Origin of the sequence: Catenuloplanes japonicus, from assembly GCF_000717135.1 — a bacterium.
GTDB lineage: Bacteria > Actinomycetota > Actinomycetes > Mycobacteriales > Micromonosporaceae > Catenuloplanes > Catenuloplanes japonicus.
Genome location: NZ_JNXY01000025.1, coordinates 211,248 through 234,394, shown reverse-complemented (window position 1 = coordinate 234,394; position 23,147 = coordinate 211,248). Strand labels below are relative to the sequence as shown.

15 protein-coding genes and 1 pseudogene are annotated in these 23,147 nt (G+C 72.7%); 5 read left to right on the top strand and 11 right to left on the bottom strand.

Features of this window, described 5'->3' with window-relative positions; genetic code table 11:
- Positions 1 to 57 precede the first annotated feature (57 nt).
- Together OP04_RS31630 and mycP are read left to right on the top strand one after the other, a co-directional pair.
- Entirely contained in the window at positions 58 to 3,837 is a 3,780-nt protein-coding gene (locus OP04_RS31630; protein WP_033343528.1) for a type VII secretion protein EccC, read from the top strand.
- Positions 3,838 to 3,925: 88 nt separating this feature from the next.
- Complete coding sequence (gene mycP / locus OP04_RS31625) at positions 3,926 to 5,233, top strand: type VII secretion-associated serine protease mycosin (protein WP_033343527.1); 1,308 nt, start codon at positions 3,926 to 3,928, stop codon at positions 5,231 to 5,233.
- Positions 5,234 to 6,075: 842 nt separating this feature from the next.
- Here mycP and OP04_RS31620 read toward each other — a convergent pair.
- From OP04_RS31620 to OP04_RS31600, 5 genes and pseudogenes are all read right to left on the bottom strand, one after another.
- Complete coding sequence (locus OP04_RS31620) at positions 6,076 to 7,260, bottom strand: MarP family serine protease (protein ID WP_033343526.1); 1,185 nt, start codon at positions 7,258 to 7,260, stop codon at positions 6,076 to 6,078.
- A 52-nt stretch (positions 7,261 to 7,312) separates the two neighbouring features.
- Complete coding sequence (locus OP04_RS31615; protein ID WP_033343525.1) at positions 7,313 to 8,032, bottom strand: NUDIX hydrolase; 720 nt, start codon at positions 8,030 to 8,032, stop codon at positions 7,313 to 7,315.
- 62 nt (positions 8,033 to 8,094) lie between these two features.
- Positions 8,095 to 8,712, bottom strand: a complete 618-nt coding sequence (locus tag OP04_RS31610) for a TlpA family protein disulfide reductase (RefSeq protein WP_157240641.1) — start codon at positions 8,710 to 8,712, stop codon at positions 8,095 to 8,097.
- A pseudogene (gene nth / locus OP04_RS31605) lies at positions 8,709 to 9,496 on the bottom strand (endonuclease III). The gene OP04_RS31610 and the pseudogene nth overlap by 4 nt, the downstream one beginning before the upstream one ends.
- A 28-nt stretch (positions 9,497 to 9,524) precedes the next feature.
- Positions 9,525 to 10,454 (bottom strand): CapA family protein, encoded by a 930-nt coding sequence (locus tag OP04_RS31600; protein ID WP_051799396.1) that lies wholly within the window; start codon positions 10,452 to 10,454, stop codon positions 9,525 to 9,527.
- Between the two features lie 284 nt (positions 10,455 to 10,738).
- Here OP04_RS31600 and OP04_RS31595 point away from each other — a divergent pair, with 284 nt between their 5' ends.
- The 3 genes from OP04_RS31595 to OP04_RS31585 all read left to right on the top strand — a co-directional run bounded on the left by OP04_RS31595 (position 10,739) and on the right by OP04_RS31585 (position 15,165).
- Positions 10,739 to 11,416 carry a Crp/Fnr family transcriptional regulator gene (locus OP04_RS31595; protein ID WP_033343613.1) on the top strand — a complete coding sequence of 226 codons (678 nt, stop codon included), beginning with the start codon at positions 10,739 to 10,741 and terminating at the stop codon, positions 11,414 to 11,416.
- A 121-nt stretch (positions 11,417 to 11,537) separates the two neighbouring features.
- Positions 11,538 to 13,139 carry an acyl-CoA carboxylase subunit beta gene (locus tag OP04_RS31590; protein WP_033343523.1) on the top strand — a complete coding sequence of 534 codons (1,602 nt, stop codon included), beginning with the start codon at positions 11,538 to 11,540 and terminating at the stop codon, positions 13,137 to 13,139.
- A 7-nt stretch (positions 13,140 to 13,146) separates the two neighbouring features.
- Entirely contained in the window at positions 13,147 to 15,165 is a 2,019-nt protein-coding gene (locus OP04_RS31585; protein ID WP_033343612.1) for an acetyl/propionyl/methylcrotonyl-CoA carboxylase subunit alpha, read from the top strand.
- Positions 15,166 to 15,226: 61 nt separating this feature from the next.
- On the opposite strand, the gene OP04_RS31580 is transcribed toward OP04_RS31585, so the two are convergent.
- From OP04_RS31580 to OP04_RS31555, 6 genes are all read right to left on the bottom strand, one after another.
- Positions 15,227 to 15,835, bottom strand: a complete 609-nt coding sequence (locus OP04_RS31580; protein WP_033343522.1) for a hypothetical protein — start codon at positions 15,833 to 15,835, stop codon at positions 15,227 to 15,229.
- Between the two features lie 137 nt (positions 15,836 to 15,972).
- Positions 15,973 to 16,692, bottom strand: a complete 720-nt coding sequence (locus OP04_RS50335; RefSeq protein WP_157240639.1) for a TRADD-N-associated membrane domain-containing protein — start codon at positions 16,690 to 16,692, stop codon at positions 15,973 to 15,975.
- A gap of 471 nt (positions 16,693 to 17,163) precedes the next feature.
- Positions 17,164 to 18,132 carry a serine/threonine-protein kinase gene (locus tag OP04_RS31570; protein ID WP_085066902.1) on the bottom strand — a complete coding sequence of 323 codons (969 nt, stop codon included), beginning with the start codon at positions 18,130 to 18,132 and terminating at the stop codon, positions 17,164 to 17,166.
- A gap of 74 nt (positions 18,133 to 18,206) precedes the next feature.
- A complete protein-coding gene (locus OP04_RS31565; RefSeq protein WP_051799394.1) occupies positions 18,207 to 18,629 on the bottom strand; it encodes a hypothetical protein in 423 nt (140 codons plus the stop codon).
- Positions 18,630 to 18,664: 35 nt separating this feature from the next.
- Entirely contained in the window at positions 18,665 to 22,252 is a 3,588-nt protein-coding gene (locus tag OP04_RS31560; protein ID WP_051799393.1) for an adenylate/guanylate cyclase domain-containing protein, read from the bottom strand.
- Positions 22,249 to 23,085, bottom strand: a complete 837-nt coding sequence (locus OP04_RS31555) for an MBL fold metallo-hydrolase (protein WP_033343607.1) — start codon at positions 23,083 to 23,085, stop codon at positions 22,249 to 22,251. Before OP04_RS31555 ends, OP04_RS31560 begins: the two co-directional genes overlap by 4 nt.
- Positions 23,086 to 23,147: the final 62 nt, after the last annotated feature.

Below are 23,147 nucleotides of genomic sequence, written 5' to 3'. Positions count from 1 at the left end.
TGCGGAAACCAGGGCACCTTACCTAGGATGAGCGGTCCACACCATTGAGGAGTTTCGTTGGCCACCGTGATCGTGCGACGTCCGCCGCGACGCGCGGCACCGGAGATCCCCGGCGGTGAGCTGGCCGTGGACGCGCCGCCGGAGCTGCCGGAGCCGACCGGCGGACGGTGGCAGCAGCTGATGACCGCGCTGCCGATGCTGGGCGGATCGGTCGCGATGGCGATGATGTTCGGCCGGGGCGGCGGGACGTATTCGTACGTGGTCGGCGCGATCTTCGGCGTCTCGTCGCTGGCGATGCTGGTGACCAGCTGGGGCAATTCCGGCGGGCCGAAACGGGCGGAGGTCGCGACGGCCCGGCGGGAATACCTGCGGCGGCTGGCCGCGCTGCGCCGCCGCGCCCGGCAGACCGCGCTGGCCCAGCGGGACGGCCTGCGTTACCGCCACCCGGACCCGGACCGGCTGTGGTCCACCGTGGACAGCCATCGGCTGTGGGAGCGGCGAGCGACCGACCCGGACTTCGGCATCGTCCGGGTGGCGCTGGGCCCGCAGACGCTGGCCACGCCGTTGGCGCCGCCGGTCACCCGGCCACTGGCGGAGCTGGAGCCGATGTGCGCGGGCGCGCTGCGCCGGTTCCTGGACGCGTACTCGGTGGTGCCCGATCTTCCGGTCGCGGTGTCGCTGCGGGCGTTCTCCCGCATCCACGTGCGGAACGCGCGCGGCACCGTGCGGGCGATGCTGGCCCAGCTGGCGGTCTTCCACTCGCCGGACGACCTGGTGATCGCGGTCTGCGCGGGTCCGGAGCGCCGGGCGGACTGGGAGTGGGTGAAGTGGCTGCCGCATGCGCTGCACCGGACGCGCACCGATGCGGCGGGTCCGGTGCGTCTGGTCGCGCGGACCGGCGCGGAGCTGAGCGCGCTACTCACCGACCAGGCCGGACATGTCGTAGTCGTGCTGGACGGCGGCACCTGTGAACCCGGGCCGCACACCACCGTGCTGGACCTCGACTCCCCGCCACCGCGCAGCCCCGGGCGGTCCACGCTGGTCCTCACCGGTGGCCGGCGACTGACCAGCCGCACCACCGAGTCGGAGACCGAGGTCGGCGTGCCGGACGCGCTGACCGTCACCGAGGCCGAGGCGATCGCCCGCCGCCTGGCCCCGCTCCGGCCGGCCCGGACCGACACGCCGCACGCCGGGCAGGCCACCGGCGCGGAGCTGCCCGACCTGCTCGGCCTGCCCGACCCGGCCGATCTGCTCCCGGCCGAGCGCTGGTCCCGGCCCCGCCCGCCGCGGGACCGGCTGCGCGTGCCGATCGGCGTCGGCCTCGACGGCAGCGCCGTGGAGCTGGACCTGAAGGAGTCCGCACAGGACGGCATGGGCCCGCACGGCCTGCTGATCGGCGCGACCGGGTCCGGCAAGTCGGAGCTGCTGCGCACGCTGGTGCTGGGCCTGGCCGCGGAGCACTCGTCGGAGACGCTCAACTTCGTGCTGGTCGACTTCAAGGGCGGCGCCACGTTCGCCTCGCTGGACCGGCTGCCGCACACCGCCGCCGTGATCACCAACCTCGCGGACGAGCTGCCGCTGGTGGACCGCATGGTCGACGCGATCAACGGCGAGCTGCTGCGGCGTCAGGAGCTGCTGCGCCGCAGCGGGAACATCGCGAGCCTGCGCGAGTACGACCGGGCCCGCGCCGCCGGCACCGCGCTCGCCCCGCTGCCGTCGCTGCTGATCGTGTGCGACGAGTTCTCCGAGCTGCTCTCCGCGAAGCCGGACTTCATCGACCTGTTCGTCCAGATCGGGCGCGTCGGCCGGTCGCTCGGCGTGCACCTGCTGCTGGCCAGCCAGCGGCTGGAGGAGGGGCGGCTACGCGGGCTGGACACGCACCTGTCGTACCGGATCGGGCTGCGCACGTTCTCCTCGCTGGAGTCGCGGGCGGTGCTGGGCGTGCCGGACGCGTTCGAGCTGCCGCGCGAGCCGGGCCACGGCTACCTGCGGTTCGGCACCGAGCCGCTGGTGCGCTTCAAGGCCGCGTACGCGTCCGGCCCGTACCGCGTCACGGCCGACGGCGACCCCGGCCCGGCGGCCCCGGCGCGCGTGGTGCCGTACTCGACCGCCCCGCTCCCCCGCGCGCCACGGCCACGCGCACAGATCACCCGGACCAGCGCGAAGAGCCTGCTGGACCTGATGGTCGACGCGCTGGAGAACGCCGGCCCGGCCGCGCACCGGGTCTGGCTGCCGCCGCTCGGCGACGCGCCCGCGCTCCACGAGTTGCTCGGCGCGCTCCGCCACGTGCCGGGCCGCGGCCTGACCACGGCCGACCCGGCGCTGCACGGCGCGCTGCGGGTGCCGGTCGCGATCGTGGACCGGCCGCTGGACCAGCGACGGGAGACGCTGTGGCTGGACCTGGCCGGCGCGTCCGGGCACGTGGCGGTGGCCGGCGGACCGCGCAGCGGCCGATCCACCGCGCTGCGCACGCTGGTCACCGCGCTGGCGCTGACCCACACGCCGGCCGAGGTGCAGGTCTACTGCCTGGACTTCGGCGGCGGCGCGCTGGCCTCGCTGCAACGGCTGCCGCACGTGGGCGGCGTGGCCGGGCGGCTCGATCCGGTGGGGGTGCGGCGCACGGTCGGCGAGGTCCGGGCGCTGCTCACCGCGCGGGAGGCCCGGTTCGCGGCGCTGCACGTGGACGGGATGGCCGACTACCGTGCGCGGCGAGGGGACGATCCGTACGGCGACGTGTTCCTGGTGATCGACGGCTGGGTGACGCTGCGCAACGACTTCGACGACCTGGAACCGCTGGTCACCGAGGTGGCGATGCGCGGGCTGTCGTACGGCGTGCACGTGGTCGTCACGACCGGCCGCTGGATGGACCTGCGCCCGGCGATCCGCGACCTGCTCGGCGCCCGCCTGGAACTACGCCTCGGCGACCCGGCCGACTCCACGGTCTCCCGCCGCTCCGCCGCGAACGTGCCGGCCGGCGCGCCCGGCCGCGGCATCACCGCGGAGTCGATGCACCTGCTCACCGCGCTGCCCGGGATCGCGCCGGAGGAGATCGCGGCCGCGTGGACCGGGCCGCCCGCGCCGCCGGTACGACGCCTGCCCGCGGAGTTGCCCTACACCGCGGTGCGGGACGCCCGGGAGACCGGCCTGCGCATCCCGATCGGCATCGTGGAGACCGACCTCTCCCCGGCCGTGCTGGACTTCGCGGCCGACCCGCACTTCCTGCTCTTCGGCGACGGCGAGTGCGGCAAGACGTCGTTCCTGCGCGCGCTGGCCACCACGATCACCGGGCGGTTCACGCCGGAGCAGGCCCGGCTGGTGGTGGTCGACTTCCGGCGTACGCTGCTCGGCGCCGTCGACGACGCCCACGTGCTCGGCTACGGCTCCGCCGCCAAGCCCGCCCGCACGCTGATCGAGACGGCCGCCGAGGCGCTGCACCGGAGGCTGCCCGGCGCCGGGGTGACGCCCCGCCAGCTGCGCGACCGTTCCTGGTGGACGGGCCCGGAGCTGTTCGTGCTGGTCGACGACTACGAGCTCGCCGGCGGGCCGTCCGGACCGCTGCAGCCGCTGGCCGAACTGCTCCCGCAGGCCCGGGACATCGGCCTGCACCTGGTGCTGGCCCGGCGCTCCGGCGGCGCCGCCCGCGCCTACGACCCGGTACTGACCCAGCTGCGCGAGCTGTCCGTGCCCGGCCTGGTCATGTCCGGCAGCCGGGAGGACGGTCCGCTGCTGGGCGACGTACGTCCGTTCACGTTGCCGCCCGGTCGCGGACAGTTGAAGACCCGCCGCGACGGGGTACGACTGGTACAGCTCGCCTATCTCTCACCCGCTGATTCCTGACAATCTCCCGGACCCGTTGTCCGCCCCGCCGTCGCCCTGGCGGGGAGTAACCTTCACCCAGCCGAGACGCGCAACACGAGGTGACCATGTGAGCAGGCGTTGGAGACCGTCGGCCGGCCTGGCCCGCGCGGCCGCCGCCGTGCTCGTGGGCACCGCGACCGTGCTGCCCACCGGAACACCGGCGCAGGCCGCGGTCCTGCCGTCCGCGGTGCCGCTGGCGGTAACCGGTGACGAGATACGGGACGAGCAGTGGTCGCTGACCGAGCTCGGCATGACCGAGGCCTGGAAGCGCTCGACCGGCGCCGGCGTCACGGTCGCGGTGATCGACTCCGGTGTGGACGACACCCATGTGGACCTGGCCGGCCGCGTGCTCCCCGGCTTCGACCTGGTCAGCAGCACCGGCGACGGCACGGACGACCCGGTCGGGCACGGCACCACGATCGCCGCGCTGATCGCGGGCGTGCCGGACGACACCGGCATCGTGGGCATGGCGCCGGACGCGCGGATCCTGCCGATCCGCGTGCTCGACAAGCAGAACCGTTACGACGACGCCCAGGTCGTGGCGAAGGCGGTCCGCCTCGCCGTGGACAACGGCGCCAAGGTGATCAACCTGTCGCTCGGCGGCCTGGGCAGCAGCCCCGCGCTCGCCACCGCGATCGACTACGCGTTCGTCAAGGACGTGGTGGTCATCGCCTGCACCGGCAACGCCAGCGCGTCCGCGCCGTCCGAGGTGTGGTACCCGGCCCGCGAACCCGGCGTGGTCGCCGTGACCGGCCTCGAACAGAACGGCACCAGCCTCTGGTCCGGCGCGATCACCGGCGCCGAGACCGTGCTCTCCGCCCCCGCCACCGACCTGATCGGCGCGCGCCCCGGCGGCTACTGGCGCGTCCAGGGCACCAGCTTCGCCGCCCCGATGGTCGCCGCGACCGCCGCGCTGATCCGCTCCCGCTGGCCTGCCATGTCCGCCGCGACCGTGGTCAACCGCCTGGTCACCACCGCCACCGACCTCGGCATCCCCGGCCGCGACGACCAGTACGGCTACGGCATCGTCAACCCGGTCGCCGCGCTCGCCGACGGCCTCCCCGAGTCCCGCGCCAACATCCTCGACGACGAGCCCCCGCCCGGCGACTCCGGCTTCGGCGCCGCCCCGCGCGCCGGCGACGACACCAGCGTGGCCGCCGGCGGTCCCGCGGGCGCCCCCGGTCAGGGCCTCGACCCCGCCCCCGGCGGCGCCGCCCAGCCCGACGGCACCGTGGCCCTCCCCTCCCCCCACCAGCGCGGCCGCGGCCTCCTCGGCGCCGCCCTGGGCGCCGGCATCTCCCTCATCGCCATCGCCGGCCTCTACCTGATCACCCTCCACCGCCTCCCTCGCAGACGCCGGCAGGGCCGCCTCTAGCAGCACTTTCACCCCGCAAACCACAAGATCAAAATCTTGCTTTCCCACTTTGCGGGTGGTTGCGGTCCGCATGCTCCCGCGGGCACCGGTCGTCGCTGGCGCTCCTCCCTGCCGGTTCCGCGCGGCACCGGAACACACCCCGCCCGGCCGTCGCCGAGCCCGCCAGCCCTCTTCCGGGCGACGCCCAGCGGGCTACCCACCGCCGTTCCGCGCCCACCGCCAAGGCCCAGCCAGACTTCCGCACCCGCCACGAAGGCCCAGCCGGCCGTTCCGTGTCCGAAATTCCGCGACAAAGAGGCCATCGTCGACCGTTGCGGTCAACGCGGGCGGGCACCTCCCCCGACAGCCAACACCTGCACCGACATATCACGATATGGCGATCGCCTCGCCGGGTTCACGGTCGGCCTGAGGCCAGGACGGAGGAAAGGATCATCGAGTGCTGCAGAGAAGGGGGTCGAATGGCGATTTTGACCCCCTTCTCCGCAGCACTCGACGATCCTTTAGCCCCGGAGATGGCGCACCGGCGGCCGCCGCCGACCGGCCCCTGCTGAGCCACGACGTCGAGGCAGGCCGCAGCCGGCTGTAGGACACTATTTACCGAAATTTCGGGCGCGTAGCGCCCGGAAGCGGCCATCGGTAGCAGCCGCACGGGTGTGCCGGACCACGACGGGACCGGCTCCTCGCGTCGTGCGGAGCGCCGGCGGAGCCCGACGCGAGGTTTGCCCGCGGGAGCAACGCTGCCGGACCACGCCGGAAGCGGGAAAGGAACTAGATCGTGAATTTGACCTGTTCTGTCAGGGGATCCGGCCTGCCAACAGGCTGTCCCTGAGTGACCGCCGGCATCAGCCGGCGGTGCACTCTCCGGTGTCGTTGGCACGGGTGCGCTTGAGGCCCTCCGCGGCGACCGGAGCAGCCTCGGCGGCGGAGACGGCGTAGCCGAGATTGGGGTCGTCGGAGGCGGCGGCGAAGATGACGCCGAGGACGTCGCCGTTGGAGTCGACCAGGGGGCCGCCGGAGTTGCCGTTCCGGACCAGGGCCTTGATCGTGTAGATGTCGCGGGTGACCTCGCGGGAGCTGTAGATGTCCGGGCCCTTGATCTTGCCGATGTCGCGCAGGCGGGCGGCCTGGGCATTGTAGGGGCCGTCCAGCGGGTAACCGAGCACGATCGCGTCGTCGGAGCGGGCGCCCACGTTCGGCGCCCAGTCCATCACGGGGGCGTCGAGGCCGGGCACGTAGATGACGGCCAGGTCGCGGTTGGGGTCGTAGACGGTGACGCGGCCGTCCATCGGCTCGCCCTTGACCTCGATGGTGACCGAGTCGGTGCCGGCCACGACGTGCGCGTTCGTCATCACGCGGTCGTCGGCGTAGACGAAGCCGGAGCCTTCCAGGCGGCGGCTGCAGTCGCCGGCGATGCCCCGGATCTTGACCACGGACTCCTCCGCGTCGCGGACCACGCGCGAGTTGGCCAGGCGCGGGTCCGGCGGCTCGACCTGGGGCGCGCGCGAGTTGCCGAGGCCGCCGAAGACCTCGGGGAAGCCTCGGGTGTTGAGCGTCTGCCGCAGGCCCTGGGAGAGCACCTCGGCCTGGGCCGGCATCACGCTGTCGACCGCGCCGAGCACGTAGCTGCTCTTGATCGAGCGGGCCAGCCACGGCACGGACGAGGAGGCCAGCGGCACCGCGACCAGCCACGCCACCAGCAGCACGGCGCAGACCGAGACCAGCGCGCCGCCGACCTCGTCCAGCCGCTGGCCGGTCGGGTTGACAATGTTGTGCCTCAGCCGGGCGCCGAACCAGCCGGCCAGCGTCTGGGCGATGACCGCGAGCAGGAAGATGGCGACCAGCGAGGCCACCACGCGCAGGCCGGGATCGGTGAACTGCGCGGCGATGAACGGGCCGAGTTGCAGCCCGAGCAGCGCGCCGCTGAAGAACCCGGCGAAGGACAACGTCCCCACCACGAACCCCTGCCGGTAGCCACTCGCTGCGAACAGCAGCACCAGCAGGAAAAGGACGATGTCGGTCACGGACACCCGCCTAGGGTAGGTATGCCGGCCAAGTGGTGCCGGGGGCTGCGACGACGCCTCATGCGAGGGGACCGCTGACGTCGTCGGCCGGCGGCGGCGCCGCCGGACCAGAAGATCTTTCCGGGGGTACGCCGAGCACCGGCCGGAGCTGGTCGTCGAGTTCGGCGACCCGGGTGCGCGGCCAGGGCCGGCTCCAGCCACCGAGGTCGAGCAGCGCGGAGAGCACACCGGCGGTGAAGCCCCACACGACCATGCCCTGCGAGTCGAACGCGGGCCCGATCCAGCCGCTGCTGTGCCGCACCTGGAGCCGGTGGTCGGGGTCGCACAGCTCCGCGATCGGCAGCCGGGCCACGTGCGCGACCTCGGCCGGTTGCCGCGGGTGCACCGGGTGCGGCGCGTGCCACCAGGCCAGCACCGGCGTGACCACGAACCTGCTGACCGGGATCCACAGTTTCGGCAGCTCCGCGAGCACGGTGACGCTGGCCGGGTCCAGCCCGACCTCCTCGTTGGCCTCGCGGAGCGCGGTGGCGACCGCGTCCGCGTCGCCGGGGTCGGCCGCGCCGCCGGGGAACGCGGGCTGGCCGGCGTGGTTGCGCATGTCGGCGGCGCGTTCGAGCATCAGCACGTCCGGGCCGTCCGGGCCCTCGCCGAAGAGCACCAGCACCGCGCTGATCCGGCCCTCGCCGGTGGGCGTGGGCATGCGGGTGAAGTCCTTGGCGGTCGCGGAGGCGGCCCGCTTGGCCAGCGGCGCCAGCCAGTCCGGAATCTCGTCGGTCACGCCGTGCCCCCTTTCCCGCACCCGGGTGATCTACGGCTGTGACGCCCGAACCGCTCAATCATCTACGGCACCGTCACGCCGAGCTCATCGTGCACGAACCGGTCGAGCCCGGCCTCGTCCAGCGCAGTGGTCTGGTGGACACCGCGGACCCGGCCGTCCGCGTCGATCAGCACGGTGGTCGGCAGGCCGGGCGCGCCGAGGCGGGCCACGTTCAGCCCGGTGAGCAGCTCCTTGTTCGGGTCGAACAGGGAGGGGAAGCGGAAGCCAAGCTCACGGCCCAGTTCCTCGGCGGTGGACTGCCGGTCGCCGGTGTCGATGCCGAGCACGTGGACGCGGCCGGCGGCCCGGTCGGCGTAGGCCTGGACGGCCGGCAGCTCGGCCCGGCACGGCCCGCACCAGGAGCCCCAGAGGTTGAGCACGGCGGGGCCGCGCAGCTCGGCCAGCCGGACGACGTCGCCGCCGTTGAGGCAGGACAGCTTCAGGTCGGGCAGTGCGTCGAGCAGCACGTCGCCGGGCGGTTCGGGTGACTCGGGCGCGGGCGGCGTGGTCAGGCCGGCGCAGTCCGCGAACGGCGAGGGGCGTACCACGTCGCCGGTGGTCGCGACCGTCGACGGCGTGGTCGCACAGCCGGCGGACATGAGCACGATCGCCGCCGCGCCGGTCAGTAGGGCAGGTCTCACGGCACGTCCGCCGTGGCGGCGGCGGAGGGGACGAGCGAGGGGTCGAGGCCGACCGCGGCCGCGAGCTCACCGGCGCGCGGCCCCTTGAGCAGCTTCACCGCGACCTCGGGCTCGGTGGGCCCCTCGCCGTAGGACGGGCAGATCTTCGCCAGCGTGCAGGCGCCACAGGCCGGTTTACGGGCATGGCAGACGCGGCGGCCGTGGAAGATGACCCGGTGGGAGAGCATGGTCCACTCCCGTTTCGGATAGAGCGCGCCGATCACGTGCTCGATCTTCACCGGGTCGGTCTCCTCGGTGAGCCGCCAGCGGCGGACCAGGCGCTGGAAGTGGGTGTCGACCGTGATGCCGGGGACGTCGAACGCGTTGCCGAGAATCACGTTCGCCGTCTTGCGGCCGAAGCCGGGCAGCGTGATCAGGTCGGCCAGCGTGCCGGGGACCTCGCCGTCGTAGCGCGTGACGAGCGCCTGGCCGAGGCCGATCAGCGAATTCGTCTTGTTGCGGAAGAAGCCGGTGGGCCGGATCAGCTCCTCCAGCTTGCCCCGGTCCGCGCCCGCGTAGTCGGCCGCGGTCCGGTAGCGGACGAACAGCTTCGGCGTGACCTCGTTGACCCGCTTGTCCGTGCACTGGGCGGACAGGATGGTGGCGACCGCGAGCTCCAGCGGATTGGTGTGGTCCAGCTCACAGTGCGCATCGGGGTGGGTATCGATGAGCGCCCGGCCGATCCGTCGGGCGCGGCGTGTCAGCGCGAGCGGGGTCTCGGCGGTCGTTCGGGGCACCCGGCCAGCCTACGTCGGCGTGTGGAAGCGCCGCGATCAGCCGCCGGACAGATGACCTGTCGGCGCGACGGCCGGGCCGGCCGTGCGGAAGTCCGCGGCCGAGAGTTCCCGGACGTATCGCAGGCCGAGGCCGGTCCGGTCCGCCCCCGGGCGGCCGGCGCGGTCCGTCCGGGTCGCGGTGAACGTGCCGTCCACCCAGCCGCCGGTCGCGCTCAGCCGCACCCGGAGCACGCCCGCGGCCGCGGCCCGGCCGGTCCGGGGACCGGCGGCCGTGAACGTGCCCAGGCTGTACGCGATCAGCCGCCCTCGGTAGAACTCCATGCCGCGCAGCACGCCCGGCCCGTGCCCGAGCACCAGGTCCGCGCCTGCGTCCACCACCGCGTGCGCGAACCGGGCCGGGTCGCCGCGGTTCACGCCGCGGTGCCGTTCCGGGCCCGCCGTCGTGCGGTAACCGCCCGGCGCACCCATGTGCGCGTGCACCACGACCAGGTCGGCACCGGTCGCGGCCGCGGCAACGGCCCGTCGGGCGGCGGCGAGGTCCGTGATGCTGTTCGACCAGGCGTCGAACGAGAAGCCGAGCACGGAGATCCGGGTGCCGTGGACCTCGAACCTGGTGACCGCGCCGCGTGCGCCGGAGAGTCGGATGCCGGACCCGTACCCGTTGATGATCGTGAAGCCGGCGGCACGCAGGCGCCCGGCCGCGTCCGGTGCGATGCGGCCCTGGAGGCTGCCGGTGACGAGGTCCGCGCGGAGCGCGTGCCGGAGCTCGACCGGGATGTCGACGCCGGGCGCGAGATCTCCGGTCGCGACGATCGACACCGGCGCGGGGGCCGTCGGCGAGGGGGAGGGCGGGAGCGGAACGAATGGCGGCACCGCGTGCCAGAGCGGCTGGGAGCCGGTGGCGGTCGCGGCCGCGTAGACGCCGGACAGGCCGGTGGCAAGCAGGATGACCAGGGCGAAAAGCACAACAAGGACCGGTTTGCGCGCCATACTGATCAAACGCGCGGCGACAGGATCCGCTATCGGGCCCGAAAGTCAAACTGCGGAGCGTGATCTTCGCTCTAGAGCAAGTGAGCGCCGGATGTTACCGTCCGTTGAGGTCTGGTTGGTTACGCTCCCGGATCAAGATTCCTGGGGTGCACGCCCGATTCCGGCTCGCGTGCGCCTAGACTGACTGCGCGCGAAGGCTTCACCGGCCATCCAGGTACTGACCGGTATCAAACAGCTCGGCGCTTGTGGCGGAGGTGCGCATGGACGAGGTGTTGGCCCGCAGCGGGATCTTCCAGGGGGTGGATCCCGAGGCAGCGGAAGCGCTCGCCAAGGAGATGGAGACCCTCGAGATCCGCAAGGGCGAGGTCGTCTTCAACGAGGGCGAGCCCGGAGACAGCCTATACATCGTACTGTCCGGCAAGATCAAGCTCGGGCGGCGCGCGGCCGACGGCCGGCAGAATCTTGTCTCGATCATGGGTCCGTCGGACATGCTGGGCGAGCTGTCGCTCTTCGACCCGGGGCCGCGCACCGCGACGGCCACCGCGGTCACCGACACCCGGCTGGCCCGTCTGCGCAAGCAGGCGCTGCGGCCGTGGCTGCACAACCGGCCGGAGATCTCGGAGCAGCTGCTCCGGGTGCTGGCCCGCAGACTGCGCCGGACGAACGACAACCTGGCGGACCTCATATTCACCGACGTCCCCGGCCGGGTTGCGAAGAACCTCCTGCAGATGGCAGGCCGGTTCGGCACCCGCGACGGGGGCGTCCTCCGCGTCACGCACGACCTCACCCAGGAGGAGCTGGCCCAGCTGGTCGGCGCGTCCCGGGAGACCGTCAACAAGGCGCTCGCCGACTTCGCGTCGCGCGGCTGGCTGCGTCTGGACGGTAAGAGCGTGATCATTCTGGACCCGGAACGCCTTGCCCGCAGGGCCCGCGTCTAGGTAACACCGCATCGTTTCGAGCCCCGGCGGGTGATCCGCCGGGGCTCGGCGCGTTTCGCCCCTGCGGGTCGCTCGTTACGACGTGTGGCAACAGGGCCGGGCCGTACGAATGGGGTGTTGCATGGCTGTCCTCGACACCGCCATCGATCCGCGCAACCCGGCGTACCAGGAGAACCGGGACGCGATGCTGGAGCGCCTCACGGCGCTGGGCAACGCGCTGGACCTGGCACGGGCGGGCGGCGGCGAGCGGCACGTCACGCGGCACCACGCCCGCGGGCGGCTGATGCCCCGCGAGCGGATCGACCTGCTCCTCGACCAGGACGCGCCGTTCCTGGAGCTCTCCCCGGTCGCGGGCTGGCACACCGACCACCCGGTCGGCGCCGGCGTGGTCACCGGGCTCGGCGTCGTGGAGGGCGTCGAGTGCGTGATCGTCGCCCACGACCCGACCGTACGCGGCGGCGTGCTCAACCCGATCGCGCTCCGCAAGATCGAACGCGCCGGCGAGATCGCGCTGGCCAACCGGCTGCCGCTGATCAGCCTGGTCGAGTCCGCCGGCGCGGACCTGCCCGCGCAGGCCGAGGCGTTCGTGCCCGGCGGCTCCGTGCTGCGCGACCTGGCCCGCCTCTCCGCCGACCGCATCCCGACCGTCTGCGTGGTCTTCGGCGACGCCGTCGACATGGCCGCCTGGCTGCCCGGACTCTCCGACTACACGGTGCTGGTCCGCGCGCAGGCCAAGGTCTCGGTGGCCGGACCGCGGCTGGTCCAGGAGGCGACCGGCGAGGTCTCCGACGGTGAGGCGCTCGGCGGTGCCGCCATGCACGCCACCCGGTCCGGACTGGCCGACTTCCTGGCCGAGGACGAGCGCGACGCGGTACGCCTGGCCCGCCGATGCCTGCGCCGGCTCAACTGGCGCAAGCTCGGCCCGCCGCCGCGCACCGCGCTCGCCGTACCCCCGAAATATGATCCTGAAGATCTTCTGGCCATCCCGTCCGCGGACGAGCGCGGCCCGTTCGACCCGCGCGAGGTGCTGGCCCGGATCGTGGACGGCAGCGACTTCGACGAGTTCAAGTCCGGCTACGGCCCCGCGCTGGTCACCGGCTGGGCCGAGCTGCACGGCTACCCGGTCGGCGTGCTGGCGAACGCGCGCGGCATGCTCGTCTCCGCGGAGGCGCAGAAGGCCGCGCAGTTCATCCAGCTGGCGAACGCGTCCGGCACCCCGCTGGTGTTCCTGCAGAACGCGTCCGGGCTGATGACCGGCGCGGAGTTCGAGCAGGGCGGGATCGTCAAGCACGCGTCCGCCATGATGAGCGCGGTCGCCACGTCGGCCGTGCCGCACCTGGCCGTGAACATGGGCGCCGCGCACGGCGCCGCCGCCTACGCGATGTCCGGCCGGGCCATGCACCCCCGATTCCTGTTCAGCTGGCCGAACGCGCGCGCCGCCGCGCTCGCGCCGGCCCAGCTCACCGGCGTGCTCACCGCGCTCGCCCGGCAGGCCGCCGAGGTCAAGGGCCAGCGGTACGAGGAGGACTTCGACCGCAACCTGCGGATGAACGTCGAGCGGCAGGTCGACGCGCAGACCGCCGCGCTGTTCGTCTCCGGCCGGCTGCACGACGACGGCGTGATCGACCCGCGGGACACCCGGACCGTACTGGGCCTGTGTCTTTCCGCGATCCACAGTGGCCCGGTCGGTGGCGCCGACCGGTTCGGCGTTTTCCGGATGTGAGGACTTGATGATCCGACGACTCCTGGTCGCCAATCGCGGAGAGATCGCCAGGCGGATCTTCGCGACCTGCCGGCTGATCGGCATCGAGACGGTCGCGGTCTACTCCGACGCGGACGCCGATGCGCCACACGTGGCCGAGGCCGACTACGCGGTGCACCTGCCGGGTAACGCGCCGACCGCGACGTACCTGCGTGGTGACCTGATCCTGCACGCGGCGCGGAAGACCGGCGCGGACGCGGTGCACCCCGGCTACGGGCTGCTCGCGGACAACGCGGACTTCGCGGCCGCGGTCATCGACGCGGGCTTGACCTGGGTCGGCGCGCCCCCGAAGGCGATCGCGCTGCTCACCTCGCGGCTCGAGTCGCGGGCGCTGCTGGCCGACGCCGGCGTGCCGATGCTGCCCGCGTTCGGCGAGCCGGAGCACGTGCCCGGCTTTCCGGTGCTGGTCAAGGCGGACGTCGGCAGCGGCGGCCGGGCCATGCGCATCGTCCGCGACCCGGACACGCTCTCCGACGCGTTCGCCGCGGTCCGCCGCGAGGCCGCCCAGCTGTTCGGCAACGGCGCCGCGCTGGCCGAGCCGTACATCGAGCGGGCCCGGCACATCGAGATCCCGGTGATCGTGGACGCGGCCGGCGGCGTGATCACGTTCGGCGAGCGCGAGTGCTCCATCCAGCGCCGCTACCAGAAGCTGATCGAGGAGACGCCGTCCCCCGCGGTCGCGCCCGGCCTGCGCGCGGAGCTGTGCACGGCCGCCACCGCGGTGGTCCGCGCGTCCGGGTTCGTCGGTGCCGGCGCGGTCGAGTTCCTGCTCACGCCGTCCGGCGAGTTCTTCTTCCTGGAGATGAACACCGCGCTGCAGGTCGAGCACGCCACCAGCGAGTGCGTCTCCGGCTTCGACCTGGTCCGGCTGCAACTGCTGGTCGCCGAGGGCGCGCCGCTGCCGATGAACGCGCCGCCGCCGGTTCGCGGCCACGCGATCGAGGTGCGGCTCTGCGCGGAGGACCCGGCCTACGCCTGGCTGCCGTCCACCGGGCGCCTGCACCGGTTCCACGTGCCGGACGTGACCGGATCGTTCAAGCCGCTCCCCCAGCCCGGCCTGCGGCTGGACACCGGCGTCGGCGACGGTTCCGTGGTCGGCATCCACTACGACTCGATGCTCGCCAAGCTGGTCGCCTGGGCGCCGACCCGGCACGAGGCCGCGCGCATGCTGGCCGCCGCGCTGACCCGCTCCCACGTGCACGGCGTCGTGATAAATCGGGATTTATTGGTACGTGTCCTCCGGCATCCCGCGTTCCGCTCCGGCAACGTCGACATCAGTTTCCTGGACCGGCACCCCGAGGTCTTCGCACCGCTGCTCTCCTCCGTCGACGCGGTCCGGGTCTCCTGCCTCGCGGCCGCGCTGGCCGGGGCCGCCGCCCGCCGTGCCACCAGCCCCGTGCTGGCCACCATCCCGTCCGGCTGGCGCAACGTACCCAGCGGCGCGCAGATTACGGTCTACGACGGCCCCGCGGGCCCGGTCGAGGTCGGCTACCGCCTGGAACGCACCGGCGAGCTGGCCGGCTGGTGGGTCCGCGCGGTCGACCCGGAGGAACTGGACCTGGCCGGCCTCGGCGCGCCCCCGCTCACCGACGACCACCCGCCGGTCGCGGTCGTCGCCGCCGCCCCCGACCGCGTCGTCCTCGACGTCAACGGCATCCGGCTCGCGTTCGGCGTCCACCGCGTCGGCGACGTCTCCTACGTCGACAGCCCCGAAGGCTCGGTCGCGCTCACCGAGCTGCCCCGCTTCCCCCGCCCGTCCGAGCTCGCGGACGGCTCGCTCACCGCGCCGCTCCCCGGCGCCATCGCCCGCGTGATGGTCGTCCCCGGCCAGCGCGTCCGGGCCGGCGACCTGCTGCTCACGGTCGAGTCCATGATGGTCGAGCACCCGGTCCACGCCCCCGCCGCCGGCGTCGTCGCCTCGGTCCCGGTCCAGCCCGGCATCCACGTCGCCGCCGGCACCCTGCTCGCGGTGCTCAACCCGGACTGAGGCGCCTACCCCTCCGCCCTGCTGACCGACGTCTGGAACCGGTAGGTGAGCCCGGCGCCGATCAGGACCGCCGACGCGACGCATGAGAGCCACAGGCCCGCATGCGTCGCGTCGGCGTGGTCCAGAAGAACCGGATCCCCATGTACGCCACGAGCAACGGCAACAGAAAGTACGGCGTCATGAACGTGGCCACGCCGATGATGCACGCCTTCTTCCGGTCCTCCGGGCTCGAGAACCGGCCGGCCTCCGACCGCATCCCCACGGGCTCCAGCGGTATCTCCAGATCCTGACGGTACTGACCGGGCAGCTTCAGCTCGTAGACCGCGCAGTAGATGTCGTCAAGCAGCTCGATGTGGGTGACATGGATGATGTTCGACATATACAGATAGGAGACGAACACCGGAAGCACAAACTTCAGCAGCGGAATCGCGGAAATCTTCACGGTGAGCAGCGACACCTCGCTCACCGCGTTGCGCGTCGCCAGCTCGAAGATGACGACCGCCACCAGCGCGAGCGTCATGTTTCGCCGGTTGAACCCCTCGGCCTCGCGCCAGCTCGTCTGCAGCCGGTCCAGATACTCCTGCACGTCGCTCGGCGAGGCATCCTCGAACCCCTTCCGGACCCGCCCGGCAATCGTCGCCTCGGGCTTCTCCGCCACCTCGTCACTCATCCCGGACACCCGCGGACCTCGATCGACGCCCATCCCGTCACGCGTCAGATTCTCGCGCACCCGGGCCGGTGACCATCGATGAGGCCCTCCCCACCCCGACCGAACGAGAGCGGAGCCGGACCGGCTTCAACCGCCTCCTACCGGCCTCGGCGCTTGAACCGGTGCGCCCTCCCGGTCGACTGCGGGCCGTCCGACACCTCAGCGTCGATCGTTACGGAGTCATCGACCGCATTATGGGTGGGCACGGTCCCCATCAGCCGCGCCGCCATGGCCACCTTGGCCTGATCATTGGCGACGGGATCCTGAATCGTCGAGAGGACATCAATGGCCTGCGCATAGCGCCGCTCCTCCAGAAGCTGTTCATGCATGCGGCCGGCCTGGGATTCAACATGCTTCCTCGCCCGGTCCGCCTGGAGCCAGAAGGCCGCCCCCGAGGTACCGATGATCAACCCGCCCAGCCCTGAGACAAGGGCGACCGAACTGGTCCCCGGGGCACCCCACCTCAACAGCGTCAGGGCAGCCGCGGCAAGGACCAGCACTCCACCGGCCGTCATGAACACCAGACTCATGCGAAACGTGGACTGAGCCTGGCTCAGCGCCTGATTCAGGAATTTCGTAATGAAAGAATCGCGTTCACGCAGTCCGGAGATGAAGATGCGCCTGGCCTCGGCGTACGCGGCCTCCGCGCCACCCTCTTCTCCGGTGAACACATTGACCTGAACGTTGTGGTCGCCAACCTGGACGCCGCGCGAGTCACGGACATCCGCAGACCTGAGTCCTTGATCATCGGAGGTGGAACGCTTGAGATGCCACCAGGGTTTCCTGGTCGTATCGAGGCCTCCGCCGGGTATCGACATGCCCGACCTGTCAAGGTTCTCGTTCGTGGCTTGAAGAAGCGAATGGACCGAGTCAGCCAAGTCCGCCGGCCGGGATTTCTCGTCCTTCCGTGATTCCGATCCCGCGTCCGGAGTCGCGGATGCCGTCTGCACCTCAGTCCTGCGACTGCGACCCGCATCCTCCTCGCCAGAGCCATCTGGACTCGTGTCTGACAGACCCATATCCACTCCAGTCCACCCATCCGGATAGGACGATCGGGGAAATTGTGCCTCCAGCGGCGGAAAGATCAGTAGACCAGGCGAGGCGTGTATCAGATATTCCCGCTATCGATCTACCTGTGAATTGATCTTCTGTCGATCACGCGACTCGCGGCGCGGCAAGGCTTAGGCATAACAAAGACCGCGGCGGAGGCGGATCCGATCGGCAGATCGAAGCCGCGGAGAAACATTCGGATCACGGCCACCCGTCGACCGGCAAGGCGGTCGACGGGCTCAGGAACCCATAAACCGGCGGAACCAGCTGCGGAAACCAGGGTTCGGCACGGTGGGGTGGGGGTCGCCGTGGGAGGGGCGGGGCGGGGTGTACGTGTCACCGCGGTACACCCGGCCCGGCTGGCGCGGCGGCTTGTTCGGCCCGGGGCCGGGCGGTGGGTCCGGCCGCGGGTTCGGGAACGGGTTGCCGCCGGCCTGGGGAGGCATCCGCACCTCGTAGAGCATGTCGCGGAGGTCGGCGGCGGACGGGCGCGCGGACGGCTCGTTGGTCATGCCTCGGCGGAGGACCGCGATCAGCTCGTCGGGCACGTTCGGCAGGTCGGGGATGGGCTGGTTGAACATGTCCATGATGGTGAGCAGGCTGGGGTTGCGGTCGTCCTTCCACCGCGGGGGCTTGCCGCGCAGCATGGCGTAGAGCGTGGCGCAGAGCGCGTAGACGTCGACCGCGGCGGACGGGCGGGACGCGCGGAACATCTCCGGCGGGGCGTACGCGGGCGTGAGCACCTCGAGCGTCACGTTCGGGTCGCGCATCTCGGCCAGCACGGCCAGGCCGAAGTCGGCCAGCACCGCCTCGTTGAACTTGGAGTAGAGGATGTTCGCGGGCTTCACGTCGCGGTGCAGGACCTGCTCGTTGTGCGCGTCGGCCAGCGCGTCCGCGATCTTGATGCCGACGGACCGGACCTGTTCGGCGGCGAGCGGCGTGCGGTTGGCGTAGGAGCCGTCGCACAGCTCCATGATCAGGTACGGATGCCCGTCCGCGGTCACGCCCACGTCGAAGAGGTCGACCACGTGCGGGTGGGAGGACATCCGGCTGGCCGCGCGCGCCTCGCGGAGGAACCGGGCACGGTCCCGCTCGTCGCCGAGCGCGCGGTTCTCCACCTTGATGGCGACCTCGCGGTCGACGGAGATCTGCGTGGCCCGGTAGATGGTCGCGTAACCACCTCGGGCAAACTTCCGCAAATCCGTCATTCCTGGCACTACTGGCACGCGCTCATTGCCGCCGGACCCGGACGCGGGAGGCGGTGGCCGATCCGAGTCGCCGGTCACGGCTTAGAAAATACGCGATGCCGTTGGTCGAGCCACAGGCCGATGCCGGTCGCCAGCGCGCCGGTGCCCTCCCACAGCGCCACGCCGAAGAACCGGCCGGGCGCCTCACCGGTCACCACCAGCAGCGTGAAGACCGTGAACGTCACCACCCGGAAGATCGCGGTGAAGAGGTAGAACGACCGCCACTCGGTCCAGACCGAGACCAGGTAGTAGATGCCCATGTTGAACGAGGCCATCGACGACGCCATGATGAACGTCCGCGTGTAGTCGCCCGCGGCCCGCTCGGCATCCGGCACGACCTCGAAACCGAGGCTGGTCAGCATGGAGTCCGGCGAGATCAGGCCGGTCGCGCCCATGATGATCGCCAGTATGCCGAAGACCGCCATGGTCCAGCCGGCGATGGAGCGGGGCAGCCTCATGTCACGCTCCAAAGGGAGATCCGTCTATGCGCGGATCATGCTAGCGGCTGCTCCAAAGTGAAGTCATCCTCCATCGGCCGCAGCCGGTCGAACATCGCGTCCGCCTCGGCGCGCTCGCTCACCTGCTCGCTGGCGTAGGCCAGCCGCACCGCCTCGGCCGCGGCCTGGCACGCCTCCTCCGGCTGGTCGTTGGCGAGCAGCGCGGCGGCCAGCACGCGGTGCGACCGCACGCCGCTGCGCACGTCCTCGGCCGGCGTGGCGACCGCGCGCCGTGCCCAGTCCAGCGCCTGGATCGTCTGCCGTTCGGCCAGCAGCGCCTGCGCGTAGGTGGCGACCGCGTCCCGCCGGGAGAAGAGCAGCGACGGCGCCCGCCCGGCCGCGATCGGGGCCAGCAGGCCCACCGCGGTCAGCGCGTCGCCGGCCGTGAGCCGGACCGCGGCCAGCAGCACGCGCGGCGCGACCTGCGCCGGCGCGAGCGGGTTGTGCGGCTCGACCGCGGTCAGCACGGACTGCGCGTCCTGCTCCGCGCCGGCCACGTCGCCGAGCCGCAGCCGGACGAAACCACGCATGGTGCCGGCGATGCCCAGCAGCAGCGGGTGCGACGTGCGGCTGCCGTAGCCGAGCGCCTCGGTGAGCAGGTCGTGCGCGTGGTCCCACTGGCCGAGGCCGCGGGCGACCGCGCCGCGCACGGACAGCGCCAGGCCGCGGCCCCAGTCGTCGGAGATCTCGCCGAAGTCCCGGTACGCCACCCGCGCCTGATGATCCGCGTCCACCAGATCGCCGAGCTCGGCCGCGGCGAACGCGTCCACGGCCCGCAGCGTGCCGACCGCCCACGACTCGCCCAGCCGCTCGCCGAACGGCAGGAACGAGCCGGCCAGCCGCCGTGCCTCGCCCAGCTGGCCGGCGAGCAGCCGCGCGAACGCGGTGGTGCCGCGCACCCAGGCGTGCCCGACCGGGTCGCCCAGCTCCGCGAAGAGCTTCGTGGCCCGGTCCAGCACCGCCTCGCTGCCCGCGAAGTCGCCGCGCGCGGTGGTGACCCAGGCCAGGTCCTGCAGTGACCACGCCTGCCCGTGCCGGTCGCCCGCGGCCTTGGTCACCTGGAACGCGGACGCGAACCGGCTGCTGGCCTGGCTGAGCCGCCCGGTGAAGAAGTCGTTCATGCCGAGCCGGCGCATCGCCTCCGCCCGCTCGGCCGGCAGGCCCGCGTCGGTCGCCACGTTCAGCGCGTCCTGCCAGGCCTCGGCCGCGCGGTGCCCGTCGCCGAGCATGCGGTGCGCCTGGCCCGCGATCAGCAGCGCGCCGGACCGGCAGGCCGCATCGTCGCCCGCGTTCGCCCCGAGCTTCTCGGACAGGTCCAGCGCCTCGGTGATCCGCCCGTTCTGCAGCAGCGCGTTCGCGTGGACGAGCTGGTCGGAGTCGGAGAGCGCGTCCTCGGAGAGCGCGATGGCCCGCTCCGCGTAGTCGACCGCGAGACCGGGCTCGCCCATCGCGTGCGCGCGCCGGGTGGCCCGGCCGAGCGCGCTCACGCCCAGCGGCACCACGTCGCGGACGACGGAGTCGGAGCGCAGGCCGACCGCGTCCGCCAGCCGCAGCGCGCACTCCACGTGGTGCGCGATGAACAGGTCCCGCGCGTCGTCGGTCATGCCGCTCGGGCCGGTGTACCCGCTGGAGAGCAGCGGCGCGACCTCGTCGTCCTCGCTCGCGGCCCAGCGCGCCAGGAACGCGTGCCGCTCGGCCAGGTCGGCCTTGCCGATCCCGCCGTAGGCCGCCTCCCGCATCAGCGGCGTGCTGAAGGCGAAACCGCCGCGGGTACGCACGAGCATGCGCCGCTGCATCAGCTCCTCCACCGCGCGCTCGAAGTCGCCCGGGTGCCTCCCGCAGAGCGCGTGCAGCGTGGCCGTGGCGACCTGGTCGCCGATCACGGACGCGTCGCGCAGCACCACGCGCGCGTCCGCGGGCAGCGCGTCGATGCGCGCGGCGAGCACGGCCGCGAGGTCGCGGGAGAGCAGCTGGCGGTCGAGCGAGCCGGCGGACAGCCGCCACTTCCCGGCCGCGTTCGCGCCGACCGCGGCCTTCAGCGCGCCGCGCTCGATCAGCAGCGTGACCAGCTCGGCCAGGTAGAACGGGTTGCCCTGCGCGGTGGCGAGCAGCCGGTCCGCATCCTCCGGCGGCAGCTTCCCGCCCTCCAGATAGGAGGTGAGCAGCCGGGACGCGTCCGCGCCGCGCAGCGGGGGCAGCGAGTAGACCTCGGCCTCGGACATCCGCGTCATGATCCCGGCGGTGCGCACCACCTCGGGCCGGCCGAGCAGCAGCACCAGCGCCGGGCCGGAGAGCCGGCCCAGCGTCACGCCGAGCGCCTCGATCGTCTCCGGCGTGGCATCGTGCAGGTCGTCCACGACCACGAACAGTGGCGCCTCCGCGGCGAGCGCGCTGAGCAGCACCGAGACGGCCGCGGGCAGCATCTCCGCGTCCGGCGGGGCCGGGATGTCCTGCGACGACCAGTCCGGCGCGCCGGTCGCGGTCTGCGTCTCGCCGTAGCCGAGCAGCGTCATCAGCGCCTCGACCGACACCGGCGCGTCCGGCGACGTCTTGACCAGGCGCTGGGCCACGCGGCGCACGCGCTCCTCGACCGCGGCCCGGGTGGCGCCGGTGAACGGCTCGTTCGGCAGACCGATCGCGGACCGGACCAGGTCGGCCAGCGGGGCCAGCCGCCGCCGCTCGCCGAACGCGGCGCACTTGACCGCGAGCACGGTGGCGCCGCCGGTGCCCTCGAAGCCGGCGGCCAGCCGTTCCGCCTCCGCGCCGAACCGGGACTTCCCGATCCCGGCCTCGGCCGTCATGATCAGCACGCCCGGCTCGTTGCGGTCGATGACCTCGGCGAGCCGGCTGGCCACCCGGCCGAGCTCGGCCTCGCGGCCCACGAACGGCGCCTCGTCGCCGAGACCGGACCGGGTGCCGGGCGCGTCCCGCAGGCCCAGCAGCTCGAACGCGGGGACCGGCTGGCGCTTGCCTTTCAGTTTGAGCGGGCGCAACTGCCGCCAGGACGCGATGTGCCTGGTCGCGGCCATGGTCGTCTCGCCCGCGTAGACCGCGCCGATCGCGGACGCGTCCGCCAGCCGGGCCGCGGTGTTCACGGTGTCGCCGATGACCGTGTATTCCAGTGAGGCCTGGATGCCGGCGACCACCTCGCCGGTGTTGAGCCCGACGCGCAGGCCGAGCGGGGCGCCGCCGCCACGCTCGTCGTCCAGCACGCGGCGCACCGCGCGCTGCATGGAGAGCGCGGCCCGGACCGCGCGCTCGGCGTCGTCCTCGTGGGCCACCGGCGCGCCGAAGACCGCCATGATCCCGTCGCCGGTGAGCTTGTCCACGTGTCCGCCGAACGTCTTGACGGCGCCGGCCAGCGCGGCCATCACCCGGTCCGTGACGGCGCCGACCCGCTCCGGGTCGACCTCCTCGGACCAGGACGTGAAGTCGGAGAGGTCCCCGAACAGGACCGTGACGACGCGACGCTCCGCCGCCGGCAGCGCGGCAGCGTTCTCCGCGGCCGCGGGCAGGGCCGCGCCGCAGTTGTGGCAGAACCGCGCGTTCGGGACGGCCACCGTCCCACACACCGGACAGGTCACGGTGGGTCCAACCCGGCAGATCCGCTGGGGAATTCCCGGTCGCGTTCATGCAGGTAGTCGAGCTGCGCACGCACCGACCACTCGGCCGCCCACCACAGCGAGCGATCGACGTCGGCATAGACGCGCGCCACCACCTCCTGCGCCGTGGCCGCACCGGCCTTCACCGCGTCCCGCACCTGTTCCAGCCTGGCCGTCCGGTGCGCGTGATAGAACGCGGCAGCCGCGCCCGCATCCGCCAGCGCAGGGCCATGACCGGGAAGAGCAACCACGCCACGGTACGACGAGAGCCGATCCAGACTCGCCAGATAGTCCCCGAGGTGCCCGTCCGGCCAGGCCACCACGGTCGTGCCCCGCCCGAGGATCGTGTCGCCGGTGAGCACCGCCCGATCGTCTCCGATGCTCGCCACGAAGCTCACCGAGTCGCGGGTGTGGCCGGGCGTGCTCAGAATTTCAACGTTGATGCCCTCGGCCTTGAGCGGGCCCGCGCTCAGCGGCGCGCCGCCCACGCAGTGCCGCGGGTCCTTGGCCAGGACCGGCGTGCCACCCAGCCGCTCGGAGAGCGACCGCGCGCCCTCGACGTGGTCCGCGTGCCCGTGCGTGATGAGAATGGCCGCGAACGGGCGCCGCTCCGCGATCGCGATCAGGTGCTCCGCGATCTCCGGCCCGGGGTCGACGACCAGGCCCTGCTCCACGCCGGGCGCCCGCAGCAGCCAGGTGTTCGTGCCGTCCAGCGTCATGGGGCCGGGGTTGGGTGCGCGCAGCAGCGTCACCCAACGAGGCAACTCCTCCGCCGGTTCTCCGGCGGAGGACGTCACGTGACCCGGCCCACTCATGACACCGATCCTACTGAGTTCCTGGTCGTCGCTGCGCTCCTCCGGGCTCGCCGCCACGGCCC